Annotated in this window: 15 protein-coding genes; 8 read left to right on the top strand and 7 right to left on the bottom strand. The window is 43.4% G+C overall.

The annotated features are described in order from the left end of the window. Positions 1-83: 83 nt before the first annotated feature. The 5 genes from araA to HPE56_RS17425 all read right to left on the bottom strand — a co-directional run bounded on the left by araA (position 84) and on the right by HPE56_RS17425 (position 6412). Complete coding sequence (araA, locus tag HPE56_RS17445) at positions 84-1574, bottom strand: L-arabinose isomerase (protein WP_188245038.1); 1491 nt, start codon at positions 1572-1574, stop codon at positions 84-86. Positions 1575-1587: 13 nt separating this feature from the next. Continuing rightward, positions 1588-3213, bottom strand: coding sequence for a sodium:solute symporter (locus HPE56_RS17440; protein ID WP_188245037.1), 1626 nt, complete (start codon positions 3211-3213; stop codon positions 1588-1590). A gap of 25 nt (positions 3214-3238) precedes the next feature. Continuing rightward, positions 3239-3943 (bottom strand): L-ribulose-5-phosphate 4-epimerase, encoded by a 705-nt coding sequence (locus tag HPE56_RS17435; RefSeq protein WP_188245036.1) that lies wholly within the window; start codon positions 3941-3943, stop codon positions 3239-3241. Beyond that, complete coding sequence (locus HPE56_RS17430) at positions 3936-5627, bottom strand: ribulokinase (protein WP_188245035.1); 1692 nt, start codon at positions 5625-5627, stop codon at positions 3936-3938. Before HPE56_RS17430 ends, HPE56_RS17435 begins: the two co-directional genes overlap by 8 nt. A gap of 98 nt (positions 5628-5725) precedes the next feature. Beyond that, on the bottom strand, positions 5726-6412 hold the full coding sequence (locus HPE56_RS17425; protein ID WP_317173225.1) for an NUDIX hydrolase: 687 nt from the start codon (positions 6410-6412) through the stop codon (positions 5726-5728). 825 nt (positions 6413-7237) lie between these two features. Here HPE56_RS17425 and HPE56_RS17420 point away from each other — a divergent pair. The 8 genes from HPE56_RS17420 (at position 7238) to HPE56_RS17385 (ending at position 15096) form a co-directional block, all read left to right on the top strand. Further along, a complete protein-coding gene (locus tag HPE56_RS17420; RefSeq protein ID WP_188245034.1) occupies positions 7238-7570 on the top strand; it encodes a hypothetical protein in 333 nt (110 codons plus the stop codon). 99 nt (positions 7571-7669) lie between these two features. Further along, positions 7670-8599 carry an ATP-binding cassette domain-containing protein gene (locus HPE56_RS17415; RefSeq protein WP_188245033.1) on the top strand — a complete coding sequence of 310 codons (930 nt, stop codon included), beginning with the start codon at positions 7670-7672 and terminating at the stop codon, positions 8597-8599. 2 nt (positions 8600-8601) lie between these two features. After that, entirely contained in the window at positions 8602-9324 is a 723-nt protein-coding gene (locus tag HPE56_RS17410) for an ABC transporter permease subunit (RefSeq protein ID WP_109651487.1), read from the top strand. 15 nt (positions 9325-9339) lie between these two features. Next, a complete protein-coding gene (locus HPE56_RS17405; RefSeq protein WP_188245032.1) occupies positions 9340-10842 on the top strand; it encodes a GldG family protein in 1503 nt (500 codons plus the stop codon). 22 nt (positions 10843-10864) lie between these two features. After that, positions 10865-11827: a DUF4340 domain-containing protein gene (locus HPE56_RS17400; protein WP_188245031.1), complete on the top strand. Its 963-nt coding sequence runs from the start codon at positions 10865-10867 to the stop codon at positions 11825-11827. Between the two features lie 70 nt (positions 11828-11897). Beyond that, positions 11898-13046 (top strand): NEW3 domain-containing protein, encoded by a 1149-nt coding sequence (locus tag HPE56_RS17395; RefSeq protein WP_188245030.1) that lies wholly within the window; start codon positions 11898-11900, stop codon positions 13044-13046. Continuing rightward, a complete protein-coding gene (locus tag HPE56_RS17390; RefSeq protein ID WP_188245029.1) occupies positions 13046-14023 on the top strand; it encodes an ABC transporter ATP-binding protein in 978 nt (325 codons plus the stop codon). The genes HPE56_RS17395 and HPE56_RS17390 overlap by 1 nt, the downstream gene beginning before the upstream one ends. Then, the gene (locus HPE56_RS17385) at positions 14020-15096 is read left to right on the top strand and encodes an ABC transporter permease (protein ID WP_188245028.1); all 1077 of its coding nucleotides are present in this window, start codon (positions 14020-14022) and stop codon (positions 15094-15096) included. Before HPE56_RS17390 ends, HPE56_RS17385 begins: the two co-directional genes overlap by 4 nt. A gap of 85 nt (positions 15097-15181) precedes the next feature. On the opposite strand, the gene HPE56_RS17380 is transcribed toward HPE56_RS17385, so the two are convergent. Beyond that, positions 15182-16228: a class I fructose-bisphosphate aldolase gene (locus HPE56_RS17380; protein WP_188245027.1), complete on the bottom strand. Its 1047-nt coding sequence runs from the start codon at positions 16226-16228 to the stop codon at positions 15182-15184. A 95-nt stretch (positions 16229-16323) separates the two neighbouring features. After that, complete coding sequence (locus HPE56_RS17375; protein WP_188245026.1) at positions 16324-17013, bottom strand: 2,3-bisphosphoglycerate-dependent phosphoglycerate mutase; 690 nt, start codon at positions 17011-17013, stop codon at positions 16324-16326. Between the last annotated feature and the right edge of the window lie 149 nt (positions 17014-17162).

The raw sequence follows: 17162 nt of genomic DNA, 5'->3' as shown, positions 1-17162 counted from the left end.
GAATCGAGACTTTATCAAAGGTTAGGAAGGGACTCCTAAACCCGGTAAGGAACAAACAATATGGATTTTAAAAAAGACAACCCCTATTTAAAGGCCATATCATTCCACCGTAATTCTTGCTTAAAGCGATAGAGATCGGTTTTTTCATCAATCAACAAAAATTCAATGCCGAATATATCCGCAAAATCCTCCAACTGTCCTGCACTGAGGTTTTCACTATAGCAGGTATGATGCGCCCCTCCTCCGTAGATCCATGCAGAAGCGGCTATTTCGAGGGTCGGATTGGGACTCCACAATACCCTTGCTACCGGTAATTTTGGCATATCATTATCAATGGATATCGCATTAACGGTATTGACCAACATCCTGAAACGGTTACCCATGTCGATGACCGAAGCATTCAAGGCTTTGCCGGCACCGCCATTAAAAACCAAACGGGCAGGATCTTCCTTGCCCCCAATACCCAACGGATGTACTTCCACCTTAACTTCACCCTCGGCGATCGAAGGACAGATTTCCAACATATGGGAACCCAATACAGCAGCATTGGAGGGGTCAAAATGATACGTATAATCTTCCATAAAACTATTACCGCCATCCAGACCGGCTGCCATAACTTTCATACTGCGCACCAATGCAGCGGTTTTCCAATCTCCTTCCGCACCAAATCCAAAACCGCTCGCCATCAAACGCTGTGTGGCAATTCCGGGTAATTGTTTCATGCCATGTAAATCCTCGAACGTATCCGTAAATGCCGTAAACCCGCCGTCTGCCATAAAAGCACGCATCCCCAACTCGATTTTTGCAGCATCTCTTAAGGATTGATGGAATGCCCCTCCTTTTTGTACATTCTGGACCAACGTATAACTATCGGTATATTCTTGAATCAAAACATCCACTTCGGCATCCGTAATTTGGTTAACAAAAGCAACCAGATCGCCTACGCCATATCCATTTACCTCGTATCCGAACTGCATTTGGGCAGAAACCTTATTCCCTTCGGTAACGGCCACCTGCCGCATGTTGTCCCCTATTCTGGCCACCTTCATCTTTTTGGAATCCGCTACGGCACAGGCTACCCTACACCATGCATCCACTTGTTTTTGCACCGAATCGTTCTGCCAATGCCCTACGACGACCTTTCGGCCCATCCGCATTCTAGACGCCATAAACCCAAACTCCCTCCCGCCGTGTGCGGATTGGTTCAAATTCATAAAATCCATATTGATACCACCCCAAGGAATATCGCGATTAAACTGGGTATGCAGATGTAAAAAAGGTTTTGATAATGCCTGCAATCCGGCAATCCACATTTTTGCAGGCGAGAACGTATGCATCCATGCGATCAATCCAACACAGTTATCCGTATTATTGGCTTCCTTACATACTTGAAGTATCTCATCCGCCGTTTTCACGGTAGGCTTCCAAACAACATTGACCACTATGTCCTTACTTTCACTGTAGGATTTAGCAATTTTTTTAGAATGCTCCGCGACTTCCTTTAAGGTTTCCGGTCCGTAAAGATGTTGGCTACCTGTTACAAACCAAACTTCATACCTGGTTAAATCTATCATGTTGTTTTTTATTTTATAAACTCAATGTACTAAAGGATATCATTATATAAATCACGATAATGACCACCACCACCGACGCGATAATATCCCATATGTTATAACTTGATTTATTGGTTTCCTTTTGCTCCTTGGTAATCGAACCAAATGTGAGTCCGGCCAACTGCGCCTGTGAGGGAGCTGGATAAAACATACTTACGATTACGGCGATTGCGATACACAGGGCAAAGAAATAGGCACCGAATACCAACCAATTGATATCGGCCAGATTAAAAAGGAAACTTCCTTCAGCAAAACTCGATTGCACTATTTCAAGGGTCAATTTTAGAAATCCGATAATAAAACCACCGACCAAAGTAGCGATTGCCCCATTCGAATTAATCCGTTTATAGAAAATACCCAATAAAAATACCGCTGCAATCGGAGGTGAAATATAGGCCTGGACATTTTGAAGATACTCATACAATCCATCAGACAGTTTCGTGATGATCGGAATCCACAACAACCCCAGACCCACGACAAAGAAGGTAGCGATTCGCCCGGTTTTCACCAATTCCGCTTCCGGTTTATTAGGCTTAAGTTTTTTATAGATGTCTAAGGTAAAAAGGGTTGAACAGGAGTTAAAGACAGACGCCAAGGAGCTCATCAGGGCCGCTAACAATCCTGCAGCCACCAATCCTCGAAGACCGGAAGGCATTAAATTACTCATCAAGACCGGGAAGGCTTGATCCGGACTATCCCAGTCCAATTTTCCCTGCATTTTCAACCCTAAGGCAACCACCCCGGGAATCAGGAAAAGAAATACTGGCATTAATTTCAATAGGGCCCCAAAGATACTGCCTCGTCGTCCTTCCTTAATGTTCCTGGCCGTAAGTACCCGTTGAACAATGACCTGATCGGTACACCAATACCAAACCCCCACAACCGTACTTGTAATAAATAATGGCAACCACGGATAATCGGGATCTGAATTCGGTCTCCACATATTAAAATAATCAGGACCTATGGTTGCCTTCAATTCACCCCAACCTCCTACGGCATCCAATCCTAAAACCGTTAAAATACCTGCACCAAGCACCAAGACTACAGCCTGAATGGTCTCGGTATACACCACGGCACGCATTCCTCCCAAAACCGTATATATCCCTGTGAGCACCACGGTGGCAACAGCCCCAATCCAAAACGGAATTCCTAAAAGCGCAGAGACTACTACCCCACCGGCATAAATCGTTACCGAAACTTTGGTGAGGATATAAGCGATCAATGAGACGACGGAAAGCACCCATCGGGAGCGGGCATCAAAACGTTTTTCAAGGAATTCGGGCATTGTAAACACACCACTACGGGCGTAAAATGGTAAAAAGACCCAACCCAGCATCAAGACCAACCAGGCATGCAATTCATAAATCAAAAGTGGCATCTTGTCCCCTGCACCATTTCCTGCCAAGCCCACCACGTGTTCAGATCCTATATTGGAAGCAAAAATGGAGGCCCCAACCATAAACCAACCGATATTTCGACCCGCTAAAAAATAATCTTCGGTATTTTTTTGCTTCTGCAAAATGACCCACCAAGCAACACCCAATAAAACAAGAAAATAAGCCGCAATTACCACCCAATCGAGTGTATCCAATGATTTCATTTGCCTATAGTTTAGTTGATTAATATTAGTCCGTTTGCCCGTAATAGGCATCCTTGCCATGCTTTCGGTCAAAATGTTTCTTTTTCAACGCAGCTTTCAATGTGGCAGCATCGGGATTGATCTGCAAGGTCAAATAGGCCATTTTTGCCACTTCCTCACATACTGCACTATGATATACCGCCTTTGCAACGGTTTCCCCCCAGGTAAATGGGGCATGGCTACCAACTAGGATCATACCTAATTCGTTGTAATCGATATCGCGCTCCTTAAGACAATCAATAATTTGATACCCCGTCATATGCTCATAGTCCCCTTGTATGTATTCGTCTTTCATGGGTGGGGCACATGGGATATCGGAAATCAAATGATCGGCATGGGTAGTCCCAAAAATGGGAACATCCTTAATGGCTTGGGCCCATGCGGTACCATAGGTGGAATGGGTATGGACAACACCCCCTATTTTATCCCATTCCTTATACAAAACAGCATGTGTCTTGGTATCGGAAGAAGGTCTCATTTTACCTTCGATGATGGTAGCATCAAAATCACAGATGACCATATCATCGACTTTCAATTCCGCATAAGGCACACCACTAGGTTTTATGGCAAATACCCCTTTGTCCCGATCTACAGCACTGGCATTCCCAAAGGTAAAAAGCACCAATCCCAATTCGGGAAGCTGCATATTGGCCTCATAGGCCTCTTCTTTTAATCTTTTATAATTACCCATTGGCCCTAACTTGATTCATAATGTGTGTTTCCATGGTATCACTAAGCGCTTTGTACTCTTCATAGACTAACGAATAAGCATTTACACGTTCATTATCCGGTTCATATACAATTTCAAACGGACTACCCATTACTTCCATGGCCTCAGGAACATCGGGGTATGCCTTGGCGGCAACTGCACCGAATATCGCCGCACCCAAAGCACAGGATTGCTCGGAGGCCACCACTTTAATCGGCATATTGAGTACATCGGCCATCATTTGCATGATAAAGGGAGACTTTTTGGCCACTCCGCCCAAAGCTACCACTCCTTTGATCGGTATTCCTTCAGATAAAAACCGGTCTACAATCTTCTTTGCGCCAAAACAAGACGCTTCAACCAAGGCACGAAACACTTTGGGAGCGGTACTGCCCAAATTAATTCCGGCGATAACCCCCTTTAAATTTTGATTGGCATCCGGGGTACGTCTTCCGTTCATCCAATCCAAGGCCAATTCACCAGCTGCTCCTATAGGCTCTTTTGAAGCAGCCCTACTCAGATCTGGAATAAGGCGGTCCATAGCCTCTTGAACTAATTTTTCCTTTGTGGCTTCATCAATCAAACTTGAAGTGCCAATAATTTCTTTTATAGGCCATGCCAAAAGTCTTTCAAACCAGGCATAGATATCACCAAATGCAGACTGACCGGCTTCCAACCCCAACATATTGGGTATGACCGAACCGTCTACCTGCCCACAGATTCCTTTTACCAATTTTTCATCCCCTTCCATCGGTGCCACAAGAATATCACATGTTGAAGTACCCATGATCTTCGTCAAATAGTAGGGTTCCGATTTTGCCCCTACTGCACCCATGTGTGCATCAAACGCCCCGACCGAAACCACCACCGATTCGGACAACCCAAGTCGTTTCGCCCATTCGGGACTTAAGGTACCTACGGAAACATCGGAAGTATAGGTCTTTTCATATAACCGATCTCGCAATCCATCGAGCAAAGGGTCCAAGGTTGCAAAAAATTCATTCGAGGGCAAGCCACCAAAAGACTCATGCCACAATGCCTTATGACCCGCAGCGCATCGACTACGTTTCATATCCCGAACATCGGTTCCCCCTGTCAATAAAAAAGGAATCCAATCGCAATGTTCGACCCATGAATAAGCCGCCTCATGAACAGCCTTATCATGTCTAGAGACATGCAAAATCTTTGACCAAAACCATTCCGAAGAATAGATACCCCCTTCATATTGAGCGTAATCCACCTCCCATTTTTTGCATAAATCATTAATTTCCTTGGCTTCCCTGATACCTGTGTGGTCTTTCCAAAGGACAAACATGGCGTTGGGATTATCCTCAAAATCTTTCAGCAACGCCAAAGGAGTTCCTGTTTCATCCACCGGCGCTGGTGTTGAACCCGTTGTATCAACACCGATACCTATAATGTTTTTTGTGATTTTAGGGCCTACTTGAGAAATGATATCCCTAATAGTGCTCTCTACCCCTGCTATATAATCCGAAGGATGTTGTCTAAATTGATTTTTTGAAGGCCTACAGTACTTCCCTTCCTTCCATCTAATATAATAATGAACAGCGGTGGCTATTTCCTCACCGGTACTTGTGTTGACCAACAATGCCCGGACTGAATCCGAGCCGAAGTCCAATCCTAGGCTATAGGTTGTAATTGGCATAATCAATGAATTTAGATGGAAGAGGCTTTCCTTAAAACCCTCCGTAAATAGTTATAGCAATATAATACATTTATAAGTGTTATAAAAACACTTATTTGTCATATGTTGAAATTCATGGTACGATTGTACTTATTTTCATCAAACTGATAATAATATGCACCCTTTCTTGACCCGGACATGTCTTTTTCGTCCAATTTGACCAGAAAGTCCATGGTATTCAGTTTCTTTCTAAAATTCCGCTTATCGAGTTCTTCCCCTAAAATACCCTCATACAATAATTGCAACTGGGGTAATGTAAATTTTTTTGGAAGCAGATTAAATACAATAGGAACGGTCCTAACCCTACGTCGCAAACGGTTTAAGGCGGATACTATCATTTGTTTATGATCAAAAATCAGATTTGGAAGATCATCTATGGAAAACCATCTAGCCCTGTATTGAGCAATGAGTTCCGCTTTGTACTGCTCCTTCAATATCAACGCGCTATACGTGGTTGAAACCACCCGCTCATAAGGATCGCGATCAGCCTTACCAAAGGTGCGCACCTGTTCCATATACACATCCTCGAGTCCAGATAAATCATGAAGTATACGGTGGGCCGCTGCATCGAGATCTTCCCGGTTCCCGACAAAACCACCCATCAAGGACCAACGTTCCTTTTCGGGTTCAAAACCCCGATGGATGAGCAACACTTCCAGTTGGTTGTTATTAAAACCAAAAATGATACAATCAACAGCAAGGGTAATCTGTTGAACTTCCTTATAGGCCCTATCCATTTCACCCATTATTACGATTTGAAATTACTAGTAACCAAATATAAACAAAACCAATTAGGTGTTAAGTTAACACTTGTTTCTTTAGGGCAACCCATCCAACCCATTACCCAAACCCTTCACATAATGGGTCTTTATCGCATTTTGGGATGGCCCTTTTACACTACTGACGTACCATTGCCTTTTGCAACCTTCCAATGACGAAAAGTATAGCACCTGCGCCTTTCTCTCCCTAAATCCTTCATTTTAAATTGATTGGACATACCACACCCTTGCCAATCACCCCTTGCCCGAAATATAAATAAGAAGGGTAAATCAATATTTTTACATTTTTTAACTTTTAGTATTTTATTGAATTTTTATTTTTATTCAAAATTTGAAATAGCGACACCATGCAATTTAGTGAACAAGAAGACGATTTTTCGCCTGCGTTTTCTGTTTGGTCAATTGAAAGAACAACAGACGATCTATTATCAAATAGTACAAAAAGCAGGCATTTTTCCAATCCTTTCCCCATAGGGATGCTGTCCCCCTATCCTCTCCCTATTTTTCTTTCGGCAAACAGATTTTTTGAATACAAATTTTACAGATAGATAAAGGAAAACCATCCCCTTAAAGTGCCTGATAAGGCTTGCGCTCCCTATAACCATAATAGGGCAATCGGGATTTTCTTCCAATACCCAAAACCATGTTTCGTATTGTTTCTTTAGACGAATACTTTTTATAACCAAAGTATAATTTAAGCAAATAGTTATGGAATCACTTCAGAAAACCACGAAAGAGAACCGCCTCCGCAGGGTTAATTCATTTCCCCCGTTGCGATTCAAAAAATTTCAAATGAAATTGGATGATAGCGGTGCCCAAGTCCTAATCGCTGCCAATTTCCTAAAAAAAGGAAACCACTCCGTAAGGGTACACAACGGAATGTTGCATCTAAAAATCAAACATCCTGAGGGCAGTTACGACCAGTACGACAAGACGATGCCTTTAAAAAGAAATAAAAAGGATATGGATTTCCATATTGCCCTTCCCAATAAACGGTATAGATATATAAACTCGATACACTTTCGCCATGGAATCCTAAAAATACACCTTACGACCAAACACTATAAAAGAGACATTATAAAATTCAGACCATCAGTAACGTCCAATAGAATCACTGCGCCATGACCGACCCAAATAAAAGAAAGATTTGGCAACAAGAAAAAACACATAGCCTACCACATACTATCAGGAATTATTCAATCATAAATATATGACCTATCGCGAATGGATATACAAATAGAAAAACTGACCAAAACCTATGGTCCACAAAAAGCTGTAAACAACATCAGTTTCGATGTTAAGACCGGGGAAGTCCTCGGATTTCTCGGCCCGAATGGAGCTGGGAAATCGACCACAATGAAAATGATTACCGGCTACATCGGCATTGAAGAAGGTGATATACGGATCGGTGGCAAGAGTGTGGCCGCTCCTGAGAGCAACTTTAAACAACATATTGGTTACCTGCCGGAAAACAATCCGTTGTACCTGGATATGCCCGTAATTGACTATCTAGCCTTCTGTGCCTCCCTTCAAGGGGTAGAAAAGACCAAGATCAATAGTCGGATTCGTGAGATGATCAGGCTATGTGGCCTTAACCGCGAAAAGCACAAAAAAATCGGGGAACTATCCAAAGGGTATCGCCAACGTGTGGGACTCGCCCAGGCCATGATCCATAATCCGGAGATTTTGGTGTTGGATGAACCAACTACGGGGTTGGATCCCAACCAAATCATCGAGATCCGAAAACTGATTCGCGATTTAGGAAAGGAGAAGACCGTTATCCTGAGCACCCATATCCTTCCTGAAGTAGAGGCTACCTGCGACCGTATCCTAATCATCAATAGGGGGGAGATAGTAGCAAATGGGACACCCGAAACCCTAAGGAAACAAGCACAGGACAATGAGGTTTTGAGGGTGCGCATTGAAGACGCCGAGGCTGGAAAAATCATAAAATCCCTAAATGCCCTTGATACGGTACAGGTTGTAGACCCCATACAACGCGAAGAAAACGTATTCGAAGTACAGAGTGTCGCCCAACAATCCTCCAAACGGAACATTTTTAATCTCTGTGTGGAAAATAAATGGGTATTGACCGAACTCACGCCTTTGGAAACCAAACTCGAGGACATTTTTAGAAACTTAACGGTAAATTAAATATGAATATCATTTGGACTATTGCCAAACGAGAACTGGCAACTTTTTTCGACTCGCTCATCGCCTATATTATTCTGGTTCTTTTTTTAGGGTTTAGTGGGTTTTTCACCTGGCTTTATGGAAACGATATTTTTTTGGTAGGTCAGGCCAACCTACGCGTATTCTTCAATATTGCCTCATGGAGCCTCTTCTTCTTTATTCCCGCCATTACCATGAAAATGTTGGCCGAGGAACGAAAGACGGGCACTTTGGAACTGCTGTTGACCAAATCGGTATCGGACAGGGAAGTAATTCTTGGTAAGTTTTTGGGATCTATCCTATTGGTCTGTATTGCCTTGGCGGCTACCCTGCCCTATGTGATTACGGTATCGAATATCGGAAATCTCGATAACGGTGGTACCATATGTGGCTATCTCGGATTACTGTTACTCAGTATTACCTACACGGCCATAGGCATTTTTGCAAGCAGTATTACCACCAATCAGATTGTGGCCTTTATGACCGCATTGCTCATTAGCTTATTTTTTCAGATCATTTTCGGGGTATTGGCCCAAAATTTCACAGGAAGTCTGGGGCAAATCTTCGACACCCTAGACCTTCAATCCCATTTTGAGTCCATTTCCCGAGGGGTTTTAGACTCCAAGGACCTGGTATATTTTCTTTCTATAACCGTGTTGGGGCTATACCTAGGGGAATGGTCCCTATCCAAAAGACATATTTCTTAAACGCTTGTATATCAAATGAAAAAAACAAACCTAACCATTGTCCTGATCATCGCAATCTTGGTGTTTGCCAATCTGGTATCAGAACAGTATTTTTTTAGGCTAGACCTTACGGAAGACAAACAGTACACCCTAAGTGATGCCACGGAGAACATTATGGCATCCTTGGAAAACCCGATTACCGTAAAGGCCTATTTTTCGGAAAACCTTCCGCCCGATATCGCCAAGACCAAAAACGATTTTGAGGAATACCTGATCGAGTATGCGCGACACTCCGACAACAATCTGTTCTACACCTTTATCAATCCGAACGAAAACGAGGCCCTTGAACAAGAGGCCATGGAAGCGGGAATCAATCCCGTAATGATCAATGTTCGTGAAAAGGATCAGATGAAGCAACAAAAGGCCTTTTTGGGAGCTGTTTTGCAATTGGAAGACCGGAAGGAAACCATTCCGTTTGTACAGCCCGGGGCACCATTGGAATATCTGTTGTCCTCATCCATAAAAAAAATAGCCATAACCGATAAACCCGAGGTAGGCTTGATGCAAGGTCATGGCCAAGCCTCCATTACAGACCTCTCCCAAGTGAAAACAGCCTTGGATGTATTGTACGATTTTAAGGCGATTACCGTAAACGACAGTGTGGCCGTCCCCGAAGGGATCAAGACCCTAGCCTTGGTGCGCCCAACGGACACCATCAATAACGCTACCCTCGGCCAACTGGACACTTTTTTGGAAAACGGTGGGAATTTGTTCATTGCCCTGAACAGGGTAAACGGAGACTTGAACAACTCTTACGGAGCCGGATTAACTACCGGGGTCGAGAAATGGTTACATGAAAAAGGGTTGGAAGTACATGAAGATTTTGTCATCGACGCCCAATGTGCCACTGTTGCCGTACAACAACGCCAGGGCTTCTTTAACATTACGTCCAATGTTGCCTTCCCATACATCCCCATCATCAATGAATTTGCAGACCACCCCAGCACCAAGGGCTTGGATGCCGTAGTGATGCAGTTTGCCAGTTCGCTGAAATTTACGGCCAAGGATTCCCTTTCCACTTTTACACCCTTGGCGTTTTCCTCAAAAAAATCGGGCAGTATACCGGCCCCCCAGTTTTTTAATATCCAAAAGGAATGGACGGATAGCGATTTCAACGCTCCCAACCGGATTGTTGCCGGGGTTTTGGAGCAAACCCATCCCAACGGTAATCGTTCCCGAATTTACGTGGTCGCCGATGGCGATTTCCCGGTTGGCGGCAATCAGCAGTCGCTACAGGCCGACAACGTGAACCTGATGGTCAATGCCATCGATTGGCTGAGCGACGATACGGGGCTGATCGACCTTAGGACCAAAGGAATACGCTATAGACCAATAGCCAAATTGGAGGAAGGAACCAAGACCACTTTAAAATATGCCAATTTTTTATTGCCCATTGTCATGGTAATCGTTTACGGCATGGTACGGATGCAAATGAACAAAAACAAGCGCAGTCGAAGATTGGAAGAAAACTATGAATGATCACTAAAACGAAATATACGCCATGAAGAAAAACAACTTGTTGCTAGCGGTACTGCTCATTTTGGTACTACTCTATTTTTCCTCCCGTTATTTTAAGAGTAATGGCAGCACTACTTTCAATCCTGAAATAATACAATTGGATTCCTCGAAGGTGGAAAAAGTGACTATATACCCACCGAGCGAAACAGAACAGGGACCTATCCTAATTTCAAGATCGGAAAAGGATTGGGAGGTTACACAGGCCAATATCAAATCGAAAGCAAACCCAACACGGGTACGAAGTGCATTGGGTCAACTGCAGGATATAAAGGCCCAACGCTTGGTAGCCAAAACCAAAGACAAATGGCAAAGCTATGGGCTCACCGATTCCTTGGCGAGAAAACTGGAGATTCAAGAAAAAGGAAGTAGGGAGACTACAACCATTTACTTCGGTAAAACCTCATATGAACAGACAGCGGCATCCCAATACGGTAGGGCATCATTGACGGGGTCCACTTACTTTCGAATAAACGACAAACCCGAAACCTATGCCCTGAACAACCAAATCGCGGAGGCGTTCAACCACAAGTTCAACGCATGGAGGAATCCCCAATTCATACAGTTGGATAAGGACCAGATTACCGAGCTAAGATTTGAAAGTAACGACCAAGAGGATTTTATTCTAAGGAAAAACGACTCCCTATGGACTATCTCCGGTTCCCAAACCGACAGTACCAAGGTAGCCCGTTATTTGAATATCCTCCGCAGCCAGAACAGCTCCCTATTTGCGGACACATTTGTACCAAAGGAGGAAGCCCTCCGCACTTTGACCGTTCTTGGCGAATCTATGGATGAGCTTATTGTAAAGGCCTATGCCGATACCTTAGGGAACAAATACATCCTTAATTCGTCCCAACATCCGGATGTTTATATCGAGAGCGATTCCGCAGGCATGTTTAAACGCCTTTTTGTTGACAAGCAGTATTTCAAGGCCGATAAAAAATGAACCATGTGTTGAACCTGAGGTTATAATAACCCAAACTTTTGAGCATTTTATGAATTCTAAACCATTATATATGAAACCCACTAAATCCCATTTAAAGAACGTACTGTTTTTGTTTACTTTTTTATTCCTGTATAGCACGGTTGCCAAGGCGGGCAACGGTGTTATTTTATACACCCCCTATACGAATATCTCAGTACCCCCGGGGGAATCCATTGACTATAGCGTTGAGGTCAAAAACTATGGAAGTCAGTTAAAGGATGTGGAAATCCTTCTGTCGGGATTGCCCAAAGATTGGAATTCATCCCTAAAAGCCGGAGGGTATGCCATAAAGCGAATCGCCGTACTTCCCGGTGAGAAAAAAACCTTGTCACTAACGGTGAATGTACCGCTAAAGGTAGAGAAAGGTAAATATGACATTAAGCTAATTGCCAAGAACTACGATGTACTTCCCTTGGTCATCAACGTCTCTGAGGAAGGAACCTTCAAAACCGAATTCACTTCTGACCAAATCAATATGGAAGGACATTCAAAATCCAATTTCAACTTTTCGACAAAATTAAAAAACCACACTGGCGAAAAGCAAGTATACTCCTTGTTGGCGGCACCACCACGGGGTTGGAACGTAGCTTTCAAACCCAATGGAAGACAAGCCACCGCAGTGGAGATCACCCCCGGAAAAACAACGAACATCACAGTTGAGGTAAAACCCTCTCCCCTTGTGAAAGCCGGATCTTATAAAATCGCCATTAAAGCGGCCAATAAATACAGCACGGCCGAATTGGAATTGGAAGTGGTTATCAAAGGGAACTATGAAATGGAACTTACCACACCCAATGGTTTGTTGAGTTCCAGTATAACCTCTGGAAGGGAAAAAAAATTGGAGCTTTTAGTCAGGAATACCGGCTCCAGTGAATTGCGGAATATCACCTTCACCCATAACAAACCCAAAAATTGGGAAATATCGATAGAACCCGATAGCATTCCCCTCATTAAGGCAGGTGCCAGCACAAAGGTTCAGGCCACCATAACAGCAGCCGACAAGTCGGTCCCCGGAGACTATGTAACCAAGATTACGGCCAAAACACCAGAGGCCTCCTCTACCACAGCCTTAAGGCTTTTAGTAAAGACTCCTTTATTATGGGGATGGTTGGGAATCTTCATCATTCTGGGAACATTAGGAGCCATTTATTACCTGTTTCAAAAATACGGTAGAAGGTAATGGCGGAAAAGAGCATAGAAATAAACGGATTGACCAAAAAGTACGGCCAACATGTGGCAGTGGATAATTTAACACTGTCTATTGATAAAGGTGAGATTTTTGGTCTGTTGGGGCCCAATGGGGCGGGAAAATCAACCACAATATTAATGCTATTAGGGCTTACCGAAGTAGATTCAGGGAGTGTTAAGGTCTGCGGGATAGACACCACCCGACATCCCCTTGAGGTCAAAAGAAAGGTCGGGTATTTACCGGAAGATGTTGGGTTTTACAACGATTATACCGGATTACAGAATCTTTTGTACGTAGCCCGCTTAAACAATATTCCCTTGGAACAGGCCCAAAAAACAGCCTTGAGAACACTAGCCGAGGTGGGCCTGGAAGAGGAAATGGACAAGAAAGTGGCCAGCTATTCCCGGGGAATGCGCCAACGCTTGGGCCTAGCCGATGTACTTATAAAAAACCCAGAGGTAATAATATTGGACGAGCCAACCTTGGGACTGGACCCAGAGGGCGTTAAAAAATTCCTTCAACTTATTGTCGAACTAAGCAGAAAGAAAGGAATTACCGTTCTTTTTTCGTCCCACCACCTGCATCAGGTACAACAACTTTGCGATCGTGTGGGCATTTTTGTCAAAGGAAAATTATTGGCTGAAGGAAAAATCAGCTCGCTGGCAGAACAGTTGTTTTCCAAGAACACCTTTACCCTTGAGGGGGGAATCACCCCCATGGACGAAAACCCAAACCAAGCTTCCGATTCCTTGGAGGAGGTCGTCAACAAAATGAAACGGATAAAGGAGGTTTCCCTTGTGGAGGTCGACAAAGACCATTTTGTAGTGGAATCCAAAAAGGATGTATCGGCCGAATTGTCCCGACTTATTGTTAACTCCGGATACGGTCTTGCTTATCTAACCAAGAAGAAATATGGTTTGGACGACATTTATCATCAATATTTTCAAGAAGAAGAAAAAAGGATATGAAGAATAAAATATTTAGAAGGGCAACATCAAAATTGACCGCTATAAAATTACCCAAAGGAATCTCCCATATAAACTCCTTTTCGTTTTTTAAGAACGGAAATCCGGTCAGCGATAGTTCACTGGCATTCAGTCCCTTCAAAGCAATGGTACAAAAGGAAATCACCGACCATATTAGAAACTGGCGTTTTATTATTCTATTTGCCCTTATTTCATTGGCCTGTATGGGTACATTATTCGCTACACTCTCCGATGGAATGAAGGTCCTAGTAAACGATACTACCGAAAACAACTTCTTTTTCTTGAATTTGTTCACTAAATCTGATGGCACTTTGCCCGCGTATTTTGTTTTTGTGGGATTCCTTGGCCCCTTGTTCGGAATAAGCTTAGGGTTTGATGCCATTAGTTCGGAACAGAATCGGGGGACCTTGAGTCGTGTTTTGGCGCAACCCATCCCTAGGGACAGTATACTTAATGCCAAATTTTTGGCGGGTATCATTGTAATCAGTGTGATGTTCTTCGCTTTAAGCTTTTTGGTCCTCGGGGCTGGACTCTTGGCTTTGGGTATTCCTCCCACAGCGGAAGAATTTATGCGCATTATGGTTTATACGGTATTGAGCATCGTATATGTTTCTTTTTGGTTGAACCTTTCCATTTTGTTTTCGGTCCGCTTCAGGCAATCGGCCACTTCCGCTTTGTCAGGTATAGCTGTTTGGCTGTTTTTTACGATATTCTACCCATTGATCGCCAATTTGATAATCAAGGGATATGAACCCTCAAAATACGCCACACCGAATGCCATCTATTTCTATGAAAAGTTGAAATTTTATTTGGTTCAAATAATGCCCAATGAACTATTTGATGAAATCACCTCAGCCATTTTGGTGCCTTCCGTACGTAGTTTGGGGCCACTGACCACCGAACAGATGCAAGGAGCCATTCCGAGTAGTTTGCCCTTAGGACAGAGTATCCTATTGGTTTGGCCACAGTTTACGGGGTTATTAGCATTGACCTTATTGTGTTTTTTGTTTTCGTATCTGCTCTTTATGAAACGTGAAATTCGTTCTAGGGGTTAGCAAATCGTGCCATTTGACGGTGCATGGGAAATAAAGTTCCCTGTCCATGGACAGGGAACCATATATTGGATTAAGTATGTTCGGCCTAAGCGATTGTGATCGATTCATCCAAATAAACATCTTGAATAAGGTGTAGTAATTCAACACCTTCCTTCATAGGCCTTTGAAAAGCTTTCCTTCCTGAAATGAGTCCCATACCTCCTGCCCTCTTATTGATGACTGCCGTACGTGCAGCGCCGACAAAATCATCCTTGCCTGAAGCACCACCGGAATTAATGAGTCCGGCACGACCCATATAGCAGTTGGCAACTTGGTATCGGGTCAGGTCAATAGGATGGTCGGTAGTCAGTTTGCTATACACCAATTCATTGGTTTTTCCGAAATTTTCAAAGGCAAGAAAACCACCATTGTTTGTCGGTTGTTTTTGCTTGATGATATCAGCCTCAATAGTCACGCCAAGGTGGTTGGCCTGTCCGGTCAAATCGGCACTAACGGAATAATCCTTATCCTTTTTGAAGGCATCGTTACGAAGGTAACACCATAATACTGTCGCCATTCCCAGTTCATGGGCACGCCTAAAAGCCTTACTGGTCTCCATTATCTGTCTGTCCGATTCCGGGGAACCAAAATAAATGGTGGCCCCTATGGCAACCGCACCCATATCCCAGGCTTGTTCTACCTGGGCAAAATAGATTTGGTCAAAGGTGTTCGGATAGGTTAATAATTCGTTATGGTTCAATTTAACCAGGAAGGGGATTTTATGTGCATATTTTCGCGAGACAGCCCCAAGTACGCCTAAAGTAGAGGCTACCGCATTACACCCTCCTTCAATGGCCAATTTTATAATGTTCTCTGGGTCAAAATACTCAGGGTTTGGGGCAAAACTGGACCCCGCCGAATGTTCTACACCTTGATCCACCGGCAAAAGTGAAAGATACCCCGTACCAGAGAGTCTACCATGGTCAAAAATCTGTTGTAGACTTCCCAAGACCCTATTCGAACGATCGGATGATGCCATGATCCGGTCGGTAAAATCAGGACCTGGCAGGTTGATTTTATCTTTGGTTATGGTACTACATACGTGATCTAGCAAATATGATGTTTCGTCTTTTAAATACTTTTCAAGTTGCATTTCTTCTGTTTTAATTTGTTATTAGTATAGTTTTTATATCCCATAGTAGATCTTGTCCGTATCATCCTTCGTCAAGATTACATTCCATGCTTTATCTATTCCAATTGGTAATTATCAATGACATTCAACTTGCCGTCAAATTCATAGAGATGTGGTACGCCTGTAGCGACCTCGACCTTTGCTATATCTTCTGAGGATATATGCTCTAAATATTCGATCAATGCCCGCAATGAATTGCCATGTGCCGAAACAAGTACGGTTTTTCCCTTCGCCAGTTCTGGGGCAATGGCTTCGAAAAAATAATTAACGACCCTTTTTGAGGTATCCTTCAATGATTCACCCAACGGTAAAACAGAAGGGTTCAGTAATCTGTAATTCGAATCGAATCGGGGATTACGTTTATCCTCTTCGGATAAGCTAGGGGGTGGGGTATCGTAACCCCTTCGTACACTTAAAAAGCGTTCCTCCCCTATTTCCCTGAGCACCTCATCTTTGTTCTTACCTTGCCAATCCCCATAATGCCTCTCGTTTAATTTCCAACTATAATGACTATCAACATGCATCATATCCGCAGTCTCCAATATGATCCAAGCGGTACGGATGGCCCGTTTCAGGTAGGAGGAAAAACAAATATCAACATCGATAAGGTTCGATTTGATGAGCTTCCCAGCTTTTTTTGCCTCCTCGATCCCTTCGGGGGCAAGGTCTACATCCGTCCATCCCGTGAATACGTTTTTTACGTTCCATAAACTCTTGCCATGCCTGACCAATATTAATTTTCCCATTTTTGTTTTGTTTTATTCCCTAATGTATCTCCTTCTTCCATATGATCCAGGATTTCAATCGAAACATTATTTCCGTAAATATGAAGATGGCTTTACCACCTTATGCCCATTGCGTTCATTGCATATTACTGCCTTTCCGTAATAGGCAT

Source organism: Maribacter aquimaris, from assembly GCF_014596745.1.
Taxonomy (GTDB): domain Bacteria; phylum Bacteroidota; class Bacteroidia; order Flavobacteriales; family Flavobacteriaceae; genus Maribacter_A; species Maribacter_A aquimaris.
The sequence above is the reverse complement of the archived record's forward strand: the minus strand, read 5'-3'. Positions and strand labels throughout refer to the sequence as shown.